Here is a 21,419-nt window from a genome sequence, read left to right as displayed (position 1 = left end):
AACCTTCTTCAATATTTAAATATCCTATAAAATTTTTTAAATTCCTCAATATTATCTAAATCATCTAATTCAAATTTTTCAAATAATTCATCAAATAAATGTCCATAGCATCTATAGCCAATTGCGGTATGCAAAGCACTAACTTTACGTTTTTTATTATGTTTTTCTTTATCTTCATCATATCTTTTTGATATAATATCAAAAAATTCTTTAATGGCTTTTTTATCGTTATCATTTAATCTATCCTTAATGACTTCATAAATTAATAGCACAACATCTTCCAACTCACCATTTAATACCAAACTTTCAAATTTATCTTTAAGATTTTTATTTTCTACTAATTTCTCAATTTCCCCAATTTTATCTTTCGCATCATCATCTACAACAACTATTATTTTTTCTATTTTTCCAAATATTTTCTTTTCTAAAATTCTATGTCCTTCTATAAATGCCCTTATTGCATCTTTGAAACTATCTTTTCCCCCAACAGAGATTAACATAACTTCAAACTTATCACCTTTTTCCCTTAATACAGCAATTTTTGAAGTGTCAAAATTCTTTAAATCTTCAAAATATCCATAGTCTAATAATTTATCAAACCATTCTTTATTTCCTTCATTACCAACATTTTTAAATTTTAAAAATTTAGTGAAAAAACTTTTAAAAAATAGAAAATCCAAAACACCCTCAAATAAGATTATAATCATCTCAAATCCACCCCAATTTTATTTAATGCGGCATTTGCTTCATCACATTCATAAACTTCAATATTTGGAATACCATCCACTAAATTCTCAAAGGCAAAAACTTTCAGATTTATATTTTTTTCATAAGATTTCTCTAAAATTTTTTGAAGAAACTCTAAGTTATGAGTTGTTATAAAAATTTGGTTTTTTTGGGATGAGTTAATTATTAAATCAATAATCTTATCCATCAATTTAGGATGTAAGTGGTTTTCTGGTTCTTCCAATAAAACGTAAGTGTCTTCAAGAGATAATGCATAATAATACGACAAAGCCATTTTTGTTCCATCCCCCAATAATGATACAGGCATTTGCTTATTATCTTTTAATAATAAAAATATATCAAATATTTTTGGAATAATATCAACGATTTCTGTGTTTAATTGGTCTGATAAAAATTTTGATAAATGTTCTTTGTCTATTTTTGAATACCTCTCAATTCTTTTTATAAATGAGAACATCGGTGATGAATGGAGGGTTCTTAATCTCATAATATACTCATCAACCATTAAAACATTTTGACGTTTTATATGAAATCTAAGAAAGCTTTTTGAATGGATACGGTAAATAATCTCATTTCTGGGCAATTTTTCAACTACTGAAAATAATATGTCGTTATTTCCATCACTTATAATTATTTGTGGCTGGATATCATCTCTATCTCCAGAATAGTATCCAACGTATTCTCTAAAAAAGATTTTTAAAATATCTTCTGGAAATTCTCCAAAATATGCATTTAATTCAAACTCATTTAAATTAGAGTTGATACTTGACATAAGTTTATTAAGTTCCTCCTTGTCTATATTAATTGAATGAAACAAATAATAAACAATAGAGGTAATAACATCTTCACTATCGTCTATTTCTGAATATCTTACCCTACCAATTCCAGAAATTCCCCTTCTTGAAAATATTGCTCTAAAAGGATAGATGCCTAACAAATCTTTATTATTTTGAGCCAAATTCAAATAAATACTTTCAAGAAGTGTACTTTTTCCAGTATTGTTTTTTCCAATAAATACATTAATATCTCCAAAATCTGATATTTCTGCTTTTTTGAATGCCCTAAAATTTTCTATTTTAATCCATTTTAATTTTTCCATAACTCTCACAACTATTTTTTTGTTTTAGTTAATTTTAAATGTTGAGATATTTAAACGTTATTTTGTTATTTCAATTACCTCTCCATCCCAGACATCTTTAAATTTCTCCCAGTCCTTGACCTTCCCTATAACATTCACAGCACTTGCTGGTTTTATTTTATCACCATCACTTATTGACGTCTTTCCAAAGAAGATGCATATTGCTCTCCCTGGAATCCAATAGGCAATATCTCCCAACTCCACGTATTCCTTTGAGTTCTCTTCCTCATTAACAACAACATCTGTCTCAAAGTATATCTCATCTCCCCATCTATTCACAACTCCTTTTATTGGAAGTGCTTTAGCTATTGCACTTACAGTTTTTGGAGCAAGATCTTCATAGAGTTCTGCCTCAACTTCAAAATCTTTAACTTTAATTTTAATTTTCATTCTCCTCACCTCACTAATTCTCTTGCCTTTTCAAATGCCTTATTTAAAGTATAGGCACATAATGTATATCCCAAACTTTTTGGAGTCTCATCCTCTTTAATATCTTTAATATTTCTTCCCTTTAATTTTAATGCCAAATATGGCACATCTGGACATCCACCGCCAGAGATATTTACAATATTCCCTTCTTTATCAATTGTTATCTTCATATTTCCACATCTCACCATAACAAAGCCATCAACTTCCTTAATTTTTATCAATTCGAGTGGCTTTAAGGAATAATCATTTAAAGAGATGAATTTTAATGGCTCAATATTATTTTTTTCTAATTCCCTCTTAATTCCCAATTCATCTATCAAATCATACTCTATTGCCAAGTCGCAACCTTCCCTTATCTCATGTGGGGGAGCTACAACTTTAATGTTATAGCCCCTCAAAATATTCTCCGCCTTCATCGCATCTTTAACACTCTTAAAAATTATCAATCCCTTACCTTCAAATTCTTTTTCTTCTTTTTTATCCCCCTTTTCCAACAAACTTTTTATCTTCTTTAAAATCACAATCTCCCCTCTCATTATACATTAACCCAATAACAAAATAGCAGTACATAATAAAAACTTATGCTAAGAGCATAAAAACATAACTAAAAAACTATAATTAAATAAAAAAGAAAAATTTAATTTATAACAGTATTGCCTTAACGATAGGAACTACAACGGTGTGGAACAATACTGCTCCAACAGCAAGCCCTAAAACATAGGCAATCGCCGTCTTATTCCCCTCTGCTGCCATGACATAGTTCCTCAATGGACAACCCCCTTGGATAACTGAGAAAAATCCAACTCCAAATCCACCAATAATAGCAACTATTAAATGTCCAACTAAACTTCCTGCTTTACCTAATGGGTCTCCTGGGATTGGGGTGAAGCCTTTTACAGCAATCCATGGGAAGAATGGAATTTTACCCATAGCACTAAATATTATATAACCTAATAATGCTCCACCAAAAAACCCAAAGAGACCTTTAATTAACCATGTATCCCTTATCAAATAAAAGTCCCTCATTCCTCCAACAAAACACATTCTTGACCTTTGGAATAAATATCCTAAAAGGATTCCAAATGCAAATGTTCCAATTGCGTGCAAGTATTCCATCTATTACCACCTTAAGCATTTCTTTTTAAATAGACTTCACTTGCCACAATTACACCAGCAAACATTGCTATTAAACTTATCAATGCAATAACGTCTCCATAAGCTGTTCTTATTGTTTCCCTCAATGGACATCCTCCCATCAACAATGCAAATATCACAACCAAAACTCCCAAAACAAAACCAACTATTGGATTGTGTGTTTGCTTTATCTTAAACTCCTTATGAACATTAGCTGCGATAAATGCTCCAACAAAAATACCAACAACAGTTAAAACTGGAAAAACCTTTGAAACTGGAGCTACAAACAATGTACTTCCACTAATTGCATTTACAATCCAGTTGACCAAATCTCTTGTGTGGCAGGCGATACAAATCCCATACGCTGGTGGTGGAGATACCTTAAAAAACGCCTGCAACAGCGCAGCGGAGAAACCTCCTATAAGACCAGCAACTAATGGAGAAATTCTCATACGCCCTCACCTATTAGAATTTTTAATAGCATTTTTGGCTAAATCAATTTATTTTCTTCCAAAAAATGATATATATAATTTGTTGTTTAAGAAATTTAATCAACACTAAATCATTAAAAAAATTAATAGTAATTAGAAAATTAAAAAAGGAAATAAAAAAGGAAAATAAAAACAAATAATAACATAACAAAAAGAAAAAAGAAAAAAACTAAAAATTTAAATCATCTCAATAAATGCCTCCAATCTTGTTTTTAATTGCTCTTTATCGCTTTCAGAGTAATCTGTCTCAATCCTAATAACTGGAATGCCTTCTTTTTTAAGTTCTTCCTCAACTCTTGCTCCCTCTACATTGAAAGTGTGGCAATACTGCAATGTGTAGTAAACAACTCCATCAGCATTCAACTCTTTAACCAATCTTTTGATGTTCTCTATCCTCTCATCGTTGTGGAACATGCATGCGCATGGGATTTTTAAGTATCTCTCTGCTATGCCCTCAATAGTTGGTTCTTCAACTAAATTCTCAAAGAATCTTGTTCCAGTACAACTTTCCTCACCAACAACAACCCCACCAACTTCCTCAATTAACTCAACGATTTTTGTGTTTCCAGCAACCATTGGGCAACCGCTAACTAAGATTCTTTTACCTTCATAACCCTCTCCTTTTTTGACTTTCTCTTCTAACTCTTTAACTAACTCTTCCAAAATTTCTATTGTATCATCAATATCCAACAAATAAGCAAATTGGAACAATTTTAAAGCATCAATACCTTTTATTGGTGTTGGTTTGTTTGCCCTCAACTCATACAACTTGTAGAAGAGTTTTCTCATTTTGTTTACTTTCTCAACACTCTCTTTCAATTTTTCTTCATCAATTTTATTGCCAGTCTCTTTCTCAATCATTTCCTTTAATTTTTTAACCTCTTCAACCCATAATTCCTTTGCTTTTTCTGTTTTCATGTATGGAAGTTGCATTACGTGCATTTTAACCATTCTTTCCAATAACTCAAACATCTTTTTCTTACCATCACACGTTGTCTCTCCAATAACTACATCTGCTGCCTCAAAGTATGGGCATGATTTTGCCTTTTTAAATCCATAAGATGATTTTATCAATGGACAGAGATTTCTTGGTAAATCCTCCTCTGCAATTGGAACTGTGTCATTTTTACCTCCACACAAACCAACTGGAATAGCATCTGCTGCCAATATTAATTCAATTGGAACAAACGCACAGAACATACCAAATACTTTTTTTCCTTCTTCTTTTTGTTTGTAGAGTTGTTCTTTCCTATTTGCGAATTTTTCCATGAGTTTTTTTATTGCATTTAGCTCCATCATATCACCTTAGTTATTAGATTTTTTAATAACATATCTTCAAAAATCATCAAATTTCTTTGAAATGTAAGAGTATAAAAACATTTTTATTTAAAATTTTAATAGCTATTTGGATAATTAGAATTCCTAATGGTGTCAAATACAAAAAAGAAAATTCTACATCAACAATCTTTCTAATTCTTTTAAAAATTCGTTGTATTCATTCATATTTACTGGAAAATCAATTTTCTTCAAATCTATATGCTCATTCTCTAACATTTTTAAAAATTCCTCCATTAAAATACCTCTTCCATCTATTAATCCCTCTTTTGTTACAGTTTTAAAAATCCCACATGTCGGAGAACCTTCTATCCCGATTAAAATAAATCTAAATCCTTCTTTACTATACTCTCCCAGATATTTGACTATTGGTTTTAAAATTTCCCTACAAAGCTCCCTATATTCCTCAGTATCATATTCCTCCTTTGTTTTTCCTACCCTATCTATCCCCAAATATAGCATCTCTGGACATGGGAGTTGAATTATAGCATAATTTTTCTTTAAAAGCAATTCAACAACATCATTAAACGCCCCTTCTGCCCTCTCTAAGCCATTAACAACACTATTTTGATTTAATATGCAGTGAGCCACAATTGCAATTTTCTTTCCTTTCATCTTCCCACCAAGATTCTAAAAAATTAAAGATTTTAAAAGCCCTTCAATATAGCACCAACACAGCAAACAATTTGCGGTTCTTTTGGAATTAAGATACTTTTATTTAACTTTTCCTCTAACACCTCTGCTAAAACCCTATTCTTTGCAACCCCTCCACTGAAGACAATATTATTTATCCCCAATTTATTTACCATTGGTATAATTCTATTACAGATACTCTCATAAACCCCCATTAAAATATTCTCTTTTGGTGTTTTTTTAGCCAATAAGGAAATAATTTCACTCTCTGCAAAGACAGCACACATAGATGAGATTTTAGCAATGTTATTTGATTTGTATTTATTTATATCATCCTCAATCTTCAAAATCTCTATGCATTTCTCCAAAAACTTCCCTGTTCCCGCTGCACATTTATCAGATAGGATAAAATCCACAACATTTCCATCTTTATCTATCTTTATAACCTTGCTATCCTGTCCTCCAATATCAACAACTCCATCCGCCTCCTTGAAAAAATAATTTGCTCCTCTTCCTAATGCAATAACCTCCGGAACAACCCTATCCGCAAAAGTTATTTTGTGCCTTCCATAACCAGTCGCAACTACTTTATCTACACTGTATTCTTTCTCAAACTCATTAACCATCTTTAAAATATCCTCTTCCTCAACAACAACGCCGATATTTTTTATTTTGTAATCGACTATTTTGTTATTTTCCATTAGAACCATTTTTGTGGTGGTTGAACCAACATCTATGCCCAAAATCATCCTTTCACCCGATTATATGTTCATGCTTTATATTCTATAATCAAAAAAATAAAATTTAAGACCTTAAACTCCTAATTCTCTCCTTAACTCTCTTTCCAATCTGCATAATCTCTTCATTTTCCAATGGATTTGGGATAACTCCATTTTTATTTTTGTAAATCTTCTTAGCAAGTTCTCTATAAATTGATGCAATCTCACTGTCTGGGGCATATTCAATAACCGTCTTACCCTCAATCTCCGCCTCAGCAATTAACAAAGAATTTGGAATTTTACCAATAATCTCAGTTCCCAATTTTTTAGCAAACTCAGTAACAATATCCTCCGCATCCAAAGAACCCCTAACGTTATAAATTAAACCACCTAACCTACTTCCACCTCTTTTTGCAAATTCTTTCATCCCTCTGCAAATATTGTTTGCAGCATACATAGCCATGTAATCGGAAGAAGTAACAATATAAATTTGCTCAGCCAACCCCATCCTCAAAGGCATGGCAAACCCCCCACAAACAACATCCCCAAGGACATCATATAAAACAACATCAACTCCCAACTCTTCAAAAACATTCATCTTCTTTAACAAATCAATAGCAACAATAACACCCCTCCCAGCACACCCATAACCCGGCTTAGGACCCCCCGCCTCAATACAATAAATGCCCTTATATCCCTTATAAACAATCTCATCTATGTCTATTCTCTTTTCTATATCACTTAAACTCATTTTCTCCATACCTTTCTCTCTCAACGTATCTAAAACCGTTGGAATCTCTTCTCCTCCCCTTAAATTCGATGTACAATCATGCTTCGGGTCGCAACCAACAACCATAACCCTTTTCCCTTCATCTGCCAATGCCGCCGCTATATTACAGACAGTTGTTGATTTTCCAATTCCTCCTTTCCCATAAAATGCTATTTGCTTCATCATTTCACCCTTTTTTATTTAATCAATAAAATAACAGCACAGTAAAAATTCCAGATGTAAGTTTGTGATTAACTCAAAAATTTACCACCCGTTTAAAAATAAAAATTAGTCGTTTACGCTGACATTAGATATAAAGAAATTTTTTATAAAGTTATGAGTATTAGAGAAAATAGAAGTTATTTAAATTTATTTATATATTTCATATCATAAACAACTAAATAAGAAACGATTACTCCCAAATCCCAACAAACATAACGTGGTCTTTTTCGAACGGCTCAATATTTACTTTATCAACAATCTTAAAACCTCCATTTTCCAAAATTTCCTTTTGTTCTTTAAATATTTCTTTTGGATCTTTTGTAACATCTATACTCCTTGCTTTTATAGAGATCATTCCATAACCGCCTTTTTTCAAAAACCACTTTGCATTTTTAATTAAAATCTCTGCCTGATTTGGTTGGGCAACGTCCTCATAGATAACATCAACCTTCTCCACAATAAACGCATATTCTTGGGGTTTATTTGCATCTCCAAGTATGGGAATTAGATTTTTTCTATCCTCACAAACCTCTAAAAACTCCCTCATAATTCTTGGGGAGTATTCAACTGAATAAATTGGGGATTTTTCAACAATATCGGCAACATGAGATGGTGTTGTTCCTGCTGATGCCCCCAAATAAAGAACTTTTGTACCTTTTTTTATGGGCATTACTTTTAACCCGTTTATTATTGCCGCTGCCAATTTACTTTTGTTTGGATTCCATATTCTATACTCAACTCCATTAACTTTTATGAGTTTTTCTCCATAGACTCTTTTTCCTTCAACGAGGGATTTTGTCGCTATTCTTCTTAAGCCATCACCTAAATCAACTTCATATATATTTTCAAAGATTTCTTTTATCTTTATATCTTCCATTTTATCACCAAAATTATAATTAAAATTAAATAAAAATGAGGTGCTATATATTAATTTGTTAAGGACAATAAATCAACTGTAAAATTCCAATTAACTTCTTAATTTCATTGAAGTTTTTAGCCATTATAACGCAAACAACTTAATAGTTTAACCTCCCAAAAAATAATTTTTAAATAATAATAAAGAACTTGAATATCTTATCAGAAAATACTTAAAAAGTTATTAAGGGGGAAAATGGACGCCTTGTTATTTATTTCATTGAGCTTTTTTATAAATATGGTAATATATTCTGTATCAAAAAACCGCACAAACAAAAAATTTAAGAATGTTGTTGGAAAAATAAAAATGAACCATCTCTACCTCATGTATGGGAAAAAAGCAAAGTATGATAAGATTTTATTACCAATTTTAATTGGAATTTTTATAATTTTATATTTTTATTAGATATATTTATCTACAATTTAAACATTAATATTTATAAATTAATTACTGCAATAACCTCTGAAATTTTAATAATATTATCCTTAGTAATTTTTTGGAAATCCATAAATAGGGATGAAGATGTTTATATTTGCAAAGATGGAATAAGATATGGAAATTTATTTGTAAAATGGGAAGATTTTGATGGATATATAAAAAAAGATGGATATCTTATTTTAAAAAGAAAGATAAACTCAAAGTTTATTCAAATATTATCAACACCAATGAAAATTTATTTAAAGGATGATATTGAAGACATAGTAAAAATTTATTTGAAAGAAATTGGAAGATAACATGGAATTCAATATTTTAGATGATGTTATAACTATTTTATTATTTGTTTCAATAATAAAATCAAAACATAAAAACATCTTATAAAATAAAAAAGAGTATTTTGGGGTCTGTCCAATATGAGTATTGGTGAGTAAATACCCATATTGGACTTGGGCGTCATCAGCCACACAAGAGTGTCTCTGCCCCTGTCGTGGACATAAAAACCTAACGGTTTTTAAGTTCTCGTCGCTTCGCTCCGAGATGACCCCAAGCTCCACCCATCTATCTTTTTATCTTTATAAAGTTCTACATAAATATATCGAAAACTCATAAACACACATATCCTCACAAATACTCACAAAAAACTAAACAGTTTTGAACGGCATTTTAGATTAAATAAATTATTCTCTACTCTTTGTTTTTCCTATAACTTTTCTCTCAATTTTTCCTTTTTTTCCTTTTTTCTTCTCTTTCTTTTTCTTTGGTTTTTCTTTTTTTGGTTTCTTTTCTTTTTTCTTACCTTTTTTTGCTTTTTCTTTCTTTTTCTTCTTTGGTGGTTTTGGATATCTCTTTCTAATTTCTTCAACTTTCTTCTCCAATTGCTCTAAAAGCATATCTCCAATGTAATTCCCAAACATGTCTGCCCTTGCAGCAATTGAAATCTTACACGCTAAAGCTCTTGCTATCTTCCCACGCAAATATTTTGGTGAACTTTGAATGAACGGATGCTGATAAATTACTCCATGCTTTGGAGGTTCTGCCCCTTCCCTTAAATGAGCGAATAACGCTTTCTCCGCCCCTAAAACCTGAACTGTAGATGCTGGGAATTTTGCAAGTTTCTCTAATCCTCCAGCCAAACTTATCAATCTTGCTCCTAAAGATGCTCCAGCAACTTTCGTTAAATTTGGGGCAAATTCCTCCATAAGATCCTCTAAATAACTTTGTAACTCTTTCCTTCTTTCATACAACCTTTTTATCTCCTCAGCCATGTCCCTTAAAATTCTCAAGTCCTCCTCTGATATATCCCCACCCATAGATGACTTTGCAGATTCTGCAAGCTCCTTTGCTATATTTGATGGAAGTATCTTTTTAAGTTGGGATTTTGTAAATTTCTCCCTCTCTCCAAATTGAGTAATCAAATTTACATAAAGTTCATGCTTTTTGATAATTTTGTCCATTTCAGGGAAATATAAGGAATACCACTCTCTAATTCTCTCAGAGAGTAAGTTTAAAGTTTTGTCTAAATCATCCAGTGCCTCAACTGTCTGAATAATCAATTTATCCTTTTGTTGGGAAAAGGATTTCATAGATAACTTTGTCAACTCCAAAGCCCAAAAATTCATCTTATTTATAAAGTCATTATAATCTTCAAAAACCCCAAACTTTCTTCCTAACTCATATAAATTAGCTCTAACGATTTCTCCAGCGACGTTAGGTTTACCAAAAACCTCCACATCAACTTCATCATCAACATTCCACTCTTTCTTTAAATCTTCAATTATGCCCTGCACATTCCCTCTCTTCAAATCATATAGTATTTTTGGGATTTCTTCTTCATTAAAAATCTTGTAATACTCAATATCATCAATAGTGTAAGTGTAACTCTCTTTTTCTTTTAAAGCAAATGCTCCAAATGGTGAAAAGGCAATAAATAACATCTCATCACCCCTTAAATGAAAATCTTATTTTATTGTTCATCAACCTACTTTATATTTCTTTGTATGTATCTTTAAAGTTAATTTTATCAAATTTAAAAATTCAGAAAATTTGTGGGTATAAATAAATTTAAAAATAGCAATAAAACAAAAAAAACAAATCCCCAAATTAACTGGATCTAAAAAAGCAATTTAAGAGCCCCTATATTTTAATGCTTAATTAATATTAAAGCCTAGCCCTTAAAAAAGTTAAACAGAAGTTATTTAGTAAGGAACTGGTAGTCCTAACTCCTCTCTTTGAAACTTTTAAAAAAAGTTAAGCAAAACCTGTCGGTTTTGCAGCTCGAACCTTACGGTTCGATTAGGCGAAATCAAAGATTTAGTTGAATAACTACGTTATTCAACTTCCCTGCAACCGAAGGTTGCAGTGGACGCTGCTCGAAGCTTCGCTTCGATTTCATCAAAAGGGATGCACTGACCTGAAACTTTTAAAAAAGTTTCATCAAAGGGATGCATTGCTTCGCTTCGCTCAGCAATGCCTCTTAGTAAGGAACGGGTAATCCTAACTCTTTTCTATGTTCGATTTCTTTTGTATTTTTCTCTTTTTTAGTTAGGGCTAATTTTTCGACTAATCCTAAACCTGGTTTGACTTCTTCTATTGGTTTAATTTCTAAGTAGCCATCTTCAACCATTTTGTTGAAGAATTCTTCCCCTCTTATAGTTCTTACGAATACGGTGCTCCAACCATCTGGACTACCAACAGAACCGGTTGAAATGTCTGCCAACTCAGCAGTGTAGTCAGTACAAACGTGGCATGCAATTTGCTCGTAAGGATGGGTCTCTTTCAACTTGATAGCCTTTGTCTCACCCCATTTTGTATAAACCCAAAACTTACCCTTCCCAATATCCATCTTAACAACGTCCTCCATCTTAACTCCACAGTGTTCTTCAACAATCGTCTTCAACCCCATGTATGGGAAGTTTTCCATACAAAAGATACCGATTGTTAAAGCGATTTTGCTGTCAGTGTGTCTAAATCCTACTGGATACTTCATTAACTTTCTAACGGCTCTTATTTGGCATGGAGTTCCGACGATACCAACTTTTTCTAATGCATATTCTCTAACTGCACTTTTTAAAACGCTTATGTTTGGGCAGACTGTGTATTTAGTTCCTGCCGCTTCTAAAACTTCCTCTGGAGTTGTAGCAACTTTCGGAACTGCTTTAAATTCTCCTGCATTATCTGCAACAATAACCCCATCTAATAATCCATTCTCTAAACCATAGATGAATGCTGCTGAAACGATTCCCCCATCTTGAGACTTTTTTAATATTTTCTTATCAGTCGCCCTCGCAGAGACGACAGTTTTATACTTTCCAAAAGCATCCACAAATACCACCTCTCTAACTACTATAGCTCAATTTATTCGATCTCTTCAATTAATTTTGGGAATCTGATTCTTGGACATTGGACTGAACATGCTCCACACTTAATACAGAGTTCTTTCAACACGTTTGGTCTCCCATCGAGCATTTCAATTGCCCTCGTTGGACATGCTGCTGCACAAGTCCCACAACCCATACAGAGGGATTTATTAACAACTTTGTATAGCAAATCACAACCACACACTTCTGTTTTATTTGCTAATTCAGCATATGGCTCCAAATATACGGTATCCCCATTTAATGCTGCCCCTATCAATTTTACAATAGATTCAGTTGATGGAGGACATCCTGGAAGTGCCAAATCAACCTTTATTACTTCCCCTATTGGAACAAATGAACTATGAACTGGTTTTGACATTTGGTTTCCTCTGCAGAATCTTGTAACTCCACCAGTCGCAGCACAAGCCCCCAAAGCAACAACAATCTTTGATTTTTCCCTAACTTCAAGAATTTCTTTTAGTGAGTGCTCATCATCTAAGCAAACACTACCCTCCACAAGCGCAATATCGATATCATCAGGAATTTTTCTTTCAATAATTATCTTATCATCTATTTCTTTTATCTCTGTCTTTTCATCCACCAGAGTTAATGCATAGACCAATTCCACCTTATTTAAAATATCCAAAAGTTGCTCATAGGTATCTGCAAGAGATATCAAACATCCTGTACATCCACACATGTGTATGTGTGCTATTTTTACCATAGTTTCCCCCCCACAAATTTATTTATTTTAATAACTCATCTAAAACCATCTCAACAGCCCTATCTACTGCATTTTTAACCTCTTCTGACAATTCAAGGCATATATCTGGGGCAGTCATATTTTTTGATTGGCATCCAATAACTACAACCTCTATGCCATATTTTTCATTAATCTCCTTTATCAGTCCTGCAAGGGGCATGTCATGAGCATCTATGTAGTATTTTTTTATCTTTGGTAAATCATTTGGATATAATTTTATCAATTCTCCCGGTTTTAATCCAAAATCAATTGCATCTATGATTATAATCTTTTTTATTGGCGTATCTTCATCAATTAAAGAAAGTATATAGTGAGATGCTCCAGTTCCAGCATCGATAATTCCTATTTTATTAGAATTTAGGGCGGGAATTTTTTCTTTTAATGCATTTAACTTGTTTACAACCGCATATCCAAACCCATCATCACCAAACAGAACATTTCCACATCCAAGGATTAAAATTTCTTTATTCAAATATTCTGGCATGTTTATCCCGTTTATTTTAGTATTTTCTCATCAACCACTCTACCATCATAATCCTTAACAATCATGTGGGTTGCACATGAAATACATGGATCATAAGCCCTAACAACATATTCTGCAAACTTATAATGACTCCCTTCAATTGCCTTACTAATAACTGGAATGTTCCATGTTGTTGCAACAATCGCATTGTAATAAACTATATTTCCTCTCTTGTCTATTGCTGCTTGGTGTGTGTTATGTCCCCTTGCTGCCTCATGAACACCTAAACCTGCTTTTTCACCATCTCCAATTATTGGTTCATCAGATAATGTTTTTCCGTTTACGTTTAGTTCATCAAGAATTTCCATTGCTCTCTTAACTAAAACCTCCAATTCATAAGCTCTTGCTATATTTATCGCCATGGCTCCTTTTTCTTTAAAATCAAAGAATTTTCTAAATCTTGCTCTTGGTCCAACTTCTGCCAATCTTCCATTGTATGTTGGGATTGTTGTTGATGCCTGTAATGCAACGTCTTTTTCATAAAACTCGAAAGGAGTATATTCCACAACTTTACTTTGGTCAATTGCTGTTCTATCTCCATAGGTTGGGTGCGTTGCTATATAACCAAAGTCATGATATCCAAGTTTTTCTGGCAGTTCTGTTCCATTAGTTAATGTTCTACTCTCAAATATTGGAACTAAATATTCTATTTGCTCTTTTGCAAGTTTTTCATATTCTTTGCATTTGTAGTATATTTTTGTCTTCGCAGATTCTGTTATGTTCTTTGCCATTCCTCCAATTCTAATGTTTGGTGGATGAATTCCCTCCCCTCCAACAACATCAACAATATACTGGGCAATTTTTCTCATTTTTTGGACTCTTTTTATAAATTCTACCCTATCCTTCTCTGGAACAAAGTCAGGCGATATTAAAAACTGATGCAACGGGTGAGAGTGCATTTTATTTGCAATTCCTATTAACTCTCTCAACAATAAACCATCTTTTGGAGGTGTTATGTTGCATGCGTCTTCTATAGCCTCAACTGATGAAATTGCATGAGCCACTGGGCAAACTCCACAAAACCTCATAACTGCAATAGGTGCAAATTCTGCTGGTTTACCAACCAAAAACTTCTCAAATCCTCTAACTGGAGTTACACTTAAATAATATCCTTTCTCAACAATTCCTTCGTCATCAACCTTTAAAACCAACTTTGCATGCCCTTCATGTCGCGTTGTAGGATGAATCTCCACGACCTTACCCATAATACCACCTTATTTGAAAAATTGATGTAGATATTATTAAAAGTGATATCTATTAAAATTTATTGTTTAGTTAAAATGAAAAATTATATATGTTAAAATAAAATTTTGAATTTTTATTAAAAAATAACAAAAATTAGAAAATAATATTACAAAATATGTATCTATTTTTAAAAATTAAATAAACTGAGGATATAATATCAACATAAAGTATGACAAAATTGAAAATAAAAATTATTTTTTGATTTTTGCCTTATTTTACTGTAGAATTCCCCAAAATCAATTTTAACATTCTTTTCTTGTTTTTTGATATCCAAAAATTCAACTTAAAGAATATAGTAATTTAAAATCTTAATATCTATATAAAATTTTCTATTTGGTTCTAAATGAATTGTTATATATATTAAAAATTGTTATGGTATGTTTGATTAGTTTTCGTAATATGGATATCAAAATATTTAATGGTGATCTAATGTCTGAATGGGAGCCAAAAATTATCGGATTTTGTTGCAACTGGTGCACCTATGGTGGAGCAGATACCGCAGGAGTAGGAAGGATGCAATATCCTCCAAGCATAAGGATAATTAGAGTTATGTGTTCCGGAAGAATTGAACCATCTCTTGTTTTGAAGGCGTTCAGGGAAGGTGCAGATGGTGTTTTTGTTGGGGGCTGTCACTTAGGGGATTGCCACTACGATTCTGGAAACTACAAATGGCAAAGAAGAGTCATGATGTTGTATGATTTGTTAGAAGAACTGGGCATTGAAAGAGAAAGGTTAAGGCACGAATGGATTTCCGCATCAGAAGGAGAAAAATTCCAACAAACGATGATTGAATTCTACAACACAATAAAATCTCTCGGACCTTGCAAATTAAAAGAAAAATTAAACGAATAAGGTGATTAAATGGTAAAAATAGCAACAACATGGCTATGCTGCTGTTCTGGGTGCCATATAAGTTTGTTAGATTTGCATGAAGAGCTTTTGAACTTGTTAGAAAATGTTGAGCTTGTTCATTGTCCAGTATTAATGGATGTTAAGGAAATTCCAGATGAGATTGATGTTGCTTTAATTGAAGGTGGAATAAGAAACGAAGAGAACTTAGAAATTGCCAAAGAAATGAGAAAAAAGGCAAAGATAGTTATTGCCTTTGGAACATGTGCCACATTTGGAGGAGTTCCAGGATTAGGCAACCTCTATTCAAATGATGAGATATTGGAGAAGGTTTACAAAACAACATTAACAACAAAGAACGATAACGGCATTATTCCAAACGAAGAAGTTCCTCCATTAACTTCAAGAGTTAAACCACTATCTGAGGTCATAGATGTCGATTACTTCATCCCAGGATGTCCACCAAACCCAGAAATAATAGCCAACATAATAAAAGCATTGTTAGAAGGAAAAGAACCAGAATTACCAAAGAAAAATATGTGTGATGAATGTCCAAGGAAAAAAAGCGATGATGGTGTTGCAATTGAAACAATAAAAAGAAAATATGAAGGAAATCCAGATCCAGAAAAATGTCTATTAGAGCAAGGTTATCTCTGCTTAGGTCCTGCAACAAGGGAAGGTTGTGGAGCAGCATGTCCAAGTGTGGGAGTTCCATGTAGCGGTTGTAATGGACCAACAGACGCTATTGTTGACCAAGGAGCTAAGATGATATCTGCTTTATGTTCCGACTTTGGAATTGATAAGGATAGAGAAGTAGACCCAACAATATTGCCAAAATCAATAAAAGACAAAATTGGCTGTTTCTACAAGTTCACCCTTCCAAGTGCCTTAATCCCTATTAGGATAAAACATAGTCATGATTAGAATTTTTTGTAATGTTATTAGTATTTTTAGCATATAATAAAAAACACGAAAACACCATAAAATTTGAAATTACGGTGATAAAATGGTAAAATTGTCAATTGAACCAGTTACGAGGGTTGAAGGACATGGAAAAATAACAGTATCCTTTGACGAGAATGGGAACTTAGATAAGGTCCATTTCCACGTTGTTGAGGTTAGAGGATTTGAGAAGTTTTTAGAAGGGAGATACATAGAGGACGCCCCAATATACACCCCAAGGATTTGTGGGATATGTCAAGTTGCCCACCATTTGGCAAGTGCTAAGGCAGTAGATGCAGTATTTGGTGTAAAAATCCCAGAAACTGCCAATCTCTTGAGAAATTTAATGCACCAAGGGTCAACAATCCACAGCCATGCACTCCACTTTTACATGCTCGCTGCACCAGATTTGATGTTCCCTACAACAGACGATGTTTTAAAGAGAAATTTAATTGGCATTGCAAAAGAACACCCAGAAATCGTTAAAGATGCAATAGAGTTGAGAAAAATAGGGCAGACAATTGTTAAAGTTGTTGGGGGTAGGGCAATCCACCCGGTTACATGTGTAGTTGGGGGGCAGTCAAAACCATTGAAAGAAGAAGAAAGGGAAGAATTATTAAAATTGTCTGAAAGGGCAATTGAACTTTCTGAAAAGTCCATTGAAATTGGAAAAAAACTCATTGAGAACATAAAAGAAAAAGATTTATTAGATATTGGCTATTTTGAATCCTACCACATGGGTATGGTAAATGATGGAGTTCATGAACTCTATGATGGAAAAATTAGAGTAGTTAATGCAGAGGGGAAAGTTGAGTATGAATTTGATCCATCAGAATACATGAACTACATTGCTGAGGGAGTTAGGCCATATTCTTACTTAAAATTCCCATACTTAAAAGATAAAGGGGAAGAAGGAGGAGTTTATAGGGTAAATACGTTATCAAGGTTAAATGTCGCAGATAAAATGGCAACACCATTAGCACAAAAATACTATGAAGAATTCGTTAAAGAATTTGGAAAACCATGCCACTACCCAATGCTCTTCCACTATGCAAGGTTAATTGAGCTCCTCTCAAGTGCTGAAAAGGTAAAAGAACTTTTAGAGAATGATAAAATCGTTGGAGAAGATATAAGAGCAGAACCAGAAGATATTGTTGGAGAAGGAGTTGGATGCGTTGAGGCACCAAGGGGAACACTAATCCACCACTTCAAAACAAATGAGGAAGGAATCATAACCGATGCAAATTTAATTGTTGCAACAGTCCAAAACAACCCTGCTATGGATATTGGAGTTAGAAAGGTTGCTGAAAAATACTTAAAAAGCCCAGACGATGCAAATCCACAAGTCCTAAACTACATGGAAATGGTAATTAGGGCCTATGATCCATGCTTATCATGTGCAACCCACGTAATTGGAAACTCTGAGAATGGCCTTTCATTAGAGGTTTACAAGAAAAATGAATTAGTCAAAGTCATAAGGGGATAAAATGATAGTGATAAATACGGAGGATTGTTACTTATGCAAAGCGTGTGAAAGGGCATGTCCTAATGAAGCGCTAAAGCTTAATCCCCTTAAGGTTTGTATGTTATGTGGAAACTGTGTCAATGCATGCCCAAATGATGCGTTAAGTTTGAGAGAAATCAACATAGATGGTAAAAAAATTAAGCAAATAGGTTATAACCCAAGCAAATGCGATTTATGCGGGGAATGTGTAAAAGTCTGCCCAAATAACCTGAAAATTGAAGAAAATAAATTAAAAGGATTTTGTGTTGGATGCATGAAGTGTATCGATGCCTGTCCAGATGGGTTCGTTGGAATGGAAGGAGTTGTTGAACCAAACAAAAAAGAAATCATACTTCCAAAAGAACCAATTGTTGTTACAGATGACTGTATTGGATGTGGAATTTGTGCTAATGAATGTCCAGTAAATGCCATAGAGATTAAAGATAATAAAGCGGTTGTTGATGAGAGCAAATGTATTTACTGCAGTATATGTGCCCAAACATGTCCATGGAATGCAATATTTGTTGCAGGTAGAAAAGTTCCAAAAAGAGACAAAACAATTAAGAAGTTTGAAGTTGATGAGGAACTTTGCATTGGATGTGGAGTTTGTGTAGAGGTTTGCCCAAGAAATCTCATAAAAATAGAAAACATGGTAGCAATTCCACCAGTAGGATGTCCAGCGTGTGGCTTATGTGTTAATGCATGTCCAGTAAATGCAATAACTTTGGAAGTTGAGTATGAGCCACCAAAACCTGTAAGTGAAGAAGGGCTTGTGTGGGTTGAGGAAAACTGTAACTATTGCGGTTCATGTGCAATGAAGTGTCCAACAAGAGCTATAAGAGTAATTAACAAGAGGGGAATGGAGCTTCCAACAAAGAGGAAGACGGAGGAAAAAGAAAAGTTCAGAATGTGTGTAAGATGCGGAGCATGTACAGTGGCATGTCCAACAGGTGCATTGAAGTTAGGTAAAATAACCCACAACGGAAAAGAATACAACAGGATCGAATTCAAACCACATCTATGTAACAAATGTGGCAAGTGTGTTGAAATCTGCCCATATAACGTGTTGGAGTTAACTGACAACAACGAAATGCCATTAAAAGGATTCTGTGTAATGTGCTTGAAGTGTGTTGAAGCATGTGAGAAGATTAAAAGAAATGCATTGGCATTGAAATAATTTTTTACACATTCTTATTAGAAAAACCAATCACCAAATTAATAAATCAAATATCAACAAAATATACTAAATTACCAATAACATTTGGTGATAACATGGAAGAGCCAAGAATCGGAGTATATGTCTGTCATTGTGGAGTTAACATTGGAGGAGTCGTTGATTGTCCAGAAGTTGCTGAATTTGCTAAGACATTAAAAAATGTTGTTGTTGCAAGAGATTACAAATATATGTGTGCCGACCCAGGGCAAGAGATGATTAAGAAGGATATTGAGGAATACAATTTAAACAGAGTTGTTGTTGCTGCCTGTTCTCCAAGGTTACACGAGCCAACATTTAGAAGATGTGTTGCTGAAGCAGGATTAAACCCATTCTTATTCGAGTTTGCAAACATAAGGGAACACTGTTCATGGGTTCACATGCATGAAAAGGAAAAAGCAACAGAAAAGGCAAAAGATTTAGTAAGAATGGCAGTAGCAAAGGCAAGGTTGTTGGAGCCATTAGAATTCATCAAAGTTGGAGTTACAAGAAGGGCATTGGTTATTGGAGGGGGAGTTGCTGGAATTCAGACTGCATTAGATTTAGGAGATATGGGATTTGAGACCATACTGGTTGAAAAATCCCCTTCTGTTGGAGGAAGAATGGCACAATTAGACAAAACATTCCCAACAAACGACTGTTCTATCTGTATATTGGCTCCAAAGATGGTTGATGTTGCAAAACATCCAAATGTTAAACTCTACGCATATTCAGAGGTTGTAGATGTCCAAGGATACATTGGGAACTTTAAGGTTACAATAATGAAAAAGCCAAGATACATTGATGAAACAAAATGTACTGGATGTGGACAGTGTGCAGAAGTTTGTCCAATAGATGTGCCAAATGAATTTGATATGGGTCTTGGAATGAGAAAAGCAATCTACAAACCATTCCCACAAGCAGTTCCAGCAAAATACACTATTGACAAGGAACACTGTATAGAATGTGGATTATGTGCTAAGGTTTGTGGTCCTAATGCCATCGACTTTTCCCAAAAACCAGAGTTCATTGAGGTTGAGGTTGGAACAATAATTTGTGCTATTGGTTATGATGTATTTGACCCAACAGTTAGGGAAGAGTATGGATATGGAGTTTATGACAACGTTATAACTGCTCTTGAATTGGAGAGGATGATTAATGCCTCAGGTCCAACAGGAGGAAAAGTAATTAGGTTGAGCGATGGTAAAAAACCAAAGAGAATTGCATTCATTCAATGTGTTGGTTCAAGGGATGCAAAAGTTGGCAACAAATACTGTTCCAATGTCTGTTGTATGTATGCAATGAAAAACTCACAATTAATCAAAGAAAAATCCCCAGATACGGAGATAGACATTTACTACATGGATATTAGGGCATTTAGCAAAGGATATGAGGAATTCTACGAAAGAAGTGCAAAACAATATGGCATTACATTCATAAGGGGTAGACCTGCTCAGATTTTAGAGGATCCAAAAACCAAGAACTTAATTGTTAGAGCAGAAGATACCTTATTGGGAGAAATAATCGAAAAGGAGTATGATTTGGTTGTTCTTTCAGTTGGTATGGTGCCAACAAAATCAGCTGATGAGATCCAAAAAATCTTAGGTATCTCAAGAACACCAGACCAATTCTTCATGGAGGCACACCCAAAATTAAGACCCGTCGATACAGCAACAGATGGGGTTTATTTAGCAGGGGCATGTCAAGGACCAAAAGATATTCCTGCTTCAGTAGCACAAGGTTCCGCAGCGGCAGCAAGGGCTGCAATTCCATTGGCTAAGGGAGAAGTTGAAGTCGAACCAATTGTTGCAACAGTAAATGAAGAAATTTGCGGTGGATGTGGAGTCTGTGTAAAACAATGCCCTTATGGAGCCCCAAGGTTAGTTGAAAAAGATGGTAGAAAGGTTGCAGAGGTTATTGCTGCGTTGTGTAAAGGATGCGGAACATGTGCTGCTGGATGTCCAAGTGGAGCATTAGAACAGAAACACTTCAAAACTATTCAATTATTCAAGCAAATTGAAGGAGCATTCAAAGACCCTGCATAAATCTATAGTATATGCCTAAAAGTCCTAAA

The 21,419-nt window shown here is 33.7% G+C and carries 22 protein-coding genes; 5 read left to right on the top strand and 17 right to left on the bottom strand.

Annotation, left to right across the window (positions count from 1 at the left end; all coding sequences use genetic code 11):
* Positions 1–8: 8 nt before the first annotated feature.
* The 17 genes from METIG_RS06110 to frhA form a co-directional block, all read right to left on the bottom strand.
* Positions 9–707 (bottom strand): hypothetical protein, encoded by a 699-nt coding sequence (locus METIG_RS06110; protein WP_013799353.1) that lies wholly within the window; start codon positions 705–707, stop codon positions 9–11.
* Positions 704–1,846 carry an AAA family ATPase gene (locus METIG_RS06105; protein ID WP_013799352.1) on the bottom strand — a complete coding sequence of 381 codons (1,143 nt, stop codon included), beginning with the start codon at positions 1,844–1,846 and terminating at the stop codon, positions 704–706. Before METIG_RS06105 ends, METIG_RS06110 begins: the two co-directional genes overlap by 4 nt.
* A 57-nt stretch (positions 1,847–1,903) precedes the next feature.
* A complete protein-coding gene (locus METIG_RS06100) occupies positions 1,904–2,275 on the bottom strand; it encodes a cyclophilin-like fold protein (protein WP_013799351.1) in 372 nt (123 codons plus the stop codon).
* A gap of 5 nt (positions 2,276–2,280) precedes the next feature.
* Complete coding sequence (locus tag METIG_RS06095) at positions 2,281–2,850, bottom strand: DUF3343 domain-containing protein (protein ID WP_013799350.1); 570 nt, start codon at positions 2,848–2,850, stop codon at positions 2,281–2,283.
* Positions 2,851–2,956: 106 nt separating this feature from the next.
* On the bottom strand, positions 2,957–3,430 hold the full coding sequence (locus METIG_RS06090) for a YeeE/YedE thiosulfate transporter family protein (protein ID WP_013799349.1): 474 nt from the start codon (positions 3,428–3,430) through the stop codon (positions 2,957–2,959).
* Between the two features lie 11 nt (positions 3,431–3,441).
* On the bottom strand, positions 3,442–3,900 hold the full coding sequence (locus METIG_RS06085) for a cytochrome c (RefSeq protein WP_013799348.1): 459 nt from the start codon (positions 3,898–3,900) through the stop codon (positions 3,442–3,444).
* A gap of 216 nt (positions 3,901–4,116) precedes the next feature.
* Positions 4,117–5,238 (bottom strand): double-cubane-cluster-containing anaerobic reductase, encoded by a 1,122-nt coding sequence (locus METIG_RS06080; protein ID WP_172632615.1) that lies wholly within the window; start codon positions 5,236–5,238, stop codon positions 4,117–4,119.
* 153 nt (positions 5,239–5,391) lie between these two features.
* A complete protein-coding gene (locus METIG_RS06075) occupies positions 5,392–5,889 on the bottom strand; it encodes a CD3072 family TudS-related putative desulfidase (protein WP_013799346.1) in 498 nt (165 codons plus the stop codon).
* Between the two features lie 32 nt (positions 5,890–5,921).
* Entirely contained in the window at positions 5,922–6,656 is a 735-nt protein-coding gene (locus tag METIG_RS06070; protein WP_013799345.1) for an acyl-CoA dehydratase activase, read from the bottom strand.
* Positions 6,657–6,711: 55 nt separating this feature from the next.
* Positions 6,712–7,578, bottom strand: coding sequence for a nitrogenase iron protein (gene nifH / locus METIG_RS06065; protein ID WP_013799344.1), 867 nt, complete (start codon positions 7,576–7,578; stop codon positions 6,712–6,714).
* Between the two features lie 229 nt (positions 7,579–7,807).
* Positions 7,808–8,494 (bottom strand): fibrillarin-like rRNA/tRNA 2'-O-methyltransferase, encoded by a 687-nt coding sequence (locus tag METIG_RS06060; RefSeq protein WP_013799343.1) that lies wholly within the window; start codon positions 8,492–8,494, stop codon positions 7,808–7,810.
* A 716-nt stretch (positions 8,495–9,210) separates the two neighbouring features.
* Positions 9,211–9,525 (bottom strand): hypothetical protein, encoded by a 315-nt coding sequence (locus tag METIG_RS09650; protein WP_245527598.1) that lies wholly within the window; start codon positions 9,523–9,525, stop codon positions 9,211–9,213.
* A 123-nt stretch (positions 9,526–9,648) separates the two neighbouring features.
* Positions 9,649–10,905 (bottom strand): hypothetical protein, encoded by a 1,257-nt coding sequence (locus tag METIG_RS06050; protein ID WP_013799341.1) that lies wholly within the window; start codon positions 10,903–10,905, stop codon positions 9,649–9,651.
* Positions 10,906–11,444: 539 nt separating this feature from the next.
* Positions 11,445–12,293, bottom strand: a complete 849-nt coding sequence (gene frhB, locus METIG_RS06045) for a coenzyme F420 hydrogenase subunit beta (RefSeq protein WP_013799340.1) — start codon at positions 12,291–12,293, stop codon at positions 11,445–11,447.
* Positions 12,294–12,325: 32 nt separating this feature from the next.
* On the bottom strand, positions 12,326–13,051 hold the full coding sequence (frhG, locus tag METIG_RS06040) for a coenzyme F420 hydrogenase subunit gamma (protein ID WP_013799339.1): 726 nt from the start codon (positions 13,049–13,051) through the stop codon (positions 12,326–12,328).
* Between the two features lie 22 nt (positions 13,052–13,073).
* Entirely contained in the window at positions 13,074–13,574 is a 501-nt protein-coding gene (gene frhD, locus METIG_RS06035; protein WP_013799338.1) for a coenzyme F420-reducing hydrogenase, FrhD protein, read from the bottom strand.
* A gap of 11 nt (positions 13,575–13,585) precedes the next feature.
* Complete coding sequence (frhA, locus tag METIG_RS06030) at positions 13,586–14,818, bottom strand: coenzyme F420 hydrogenase subunit alpha (RefSeq protein ID WP_013799337.1); 1,233 nt, start codon at positions 14,816–14,818, stop codon at positions 13,586–13,588.
* 469 nt (positions 14,819–15,287) lie between these two features.
* On the opposite strand from frhA, the gene METIG_RS06025 reads away from it, so the two are divergent.
* The 5 genes from METIG_RS06025 to METIG_RS06005 all read left to right on the top strand — a co-directional run bounded on the left by METIG_RS06025 (position 15,288) and on the right by METIG_RS06005 (position 21,390).
* Positions 15,288–15,710, top strand: a complete 423-nt coding sequence (locus METIG_RS06025; RefSeq protein ID WP_048055556.1) for a hydrogenase iron-sulfur subunit — start codon at positions 15,288–15,290, stop codon at positions 15,708–15,710.
* A gap of 9 nt (positions 15,711–15,719) precedes the next feature.
* Positions 15,720–16,631 carry an NADH-quinone oxidoreductase subunit B family protein gene (locus tag METIG_RS06020; RefSeq protein ID WP_013799335.1) on the top strand — a complete coding sequence of 304 codons (912 nt, stop codon included), beginning with the start codon at positions 15,720–15,722 and terminating at the stop codon, positions 16,629–16,631.
* Positions 16,632–16,713: 82 nt separating this feature from the next.
* Positions 16,714–18,135 (top strand): Ni/Fe hydrogenase subunit alpha, encoded by a 1,422-nt coding sequence (locus tag METIG_RS06015; protein WP_013799334.1) that lies wholly within the window; start codon positions 16,714–16,716, stop codon positions 18,133–18,135.
* Position 18,136: 1 nt separating this feature from the next.
* A complete protein-coding gene (locus METIG_RS06010; protein WP_013799333.1) occupies positions 18,137–19,330 on the top strand; it encodes a 4Fe-4S binding protein in 1,194 nt (397 codons plus the stop codon).
* Between the two features lie 95 nt (positions 19,331–19,425).
* On the top strand, positions 19,426–21,390 hold the full coding sequence (locus tag METIG_RS06005; protein WP_013799332.1) for a CoB--CoM heterodisulfide reductase iron-sulfur subunit A family protein: 1,965 nt from the start codon (positions 19,426–19,428) through the stop codon (positions 21,388–21,390).
* Positions 21,391–21,419 lie beyond the last annotated feature (29 nt).

This window comes from Methanotorris igneus Kol 5 (assembly GCF_000214415.1).
Lineage (GTDB): Archaea > AGJL01 > Methanococci > Methanococcales > Methanococcaceae > Methanotorris > Methanotorris igneus.
The sequence above is the reverse complement of the archived record's forward strand: the minus strand, read 5'-3'. Positions and strand labels throughout refer to the sequence as shown.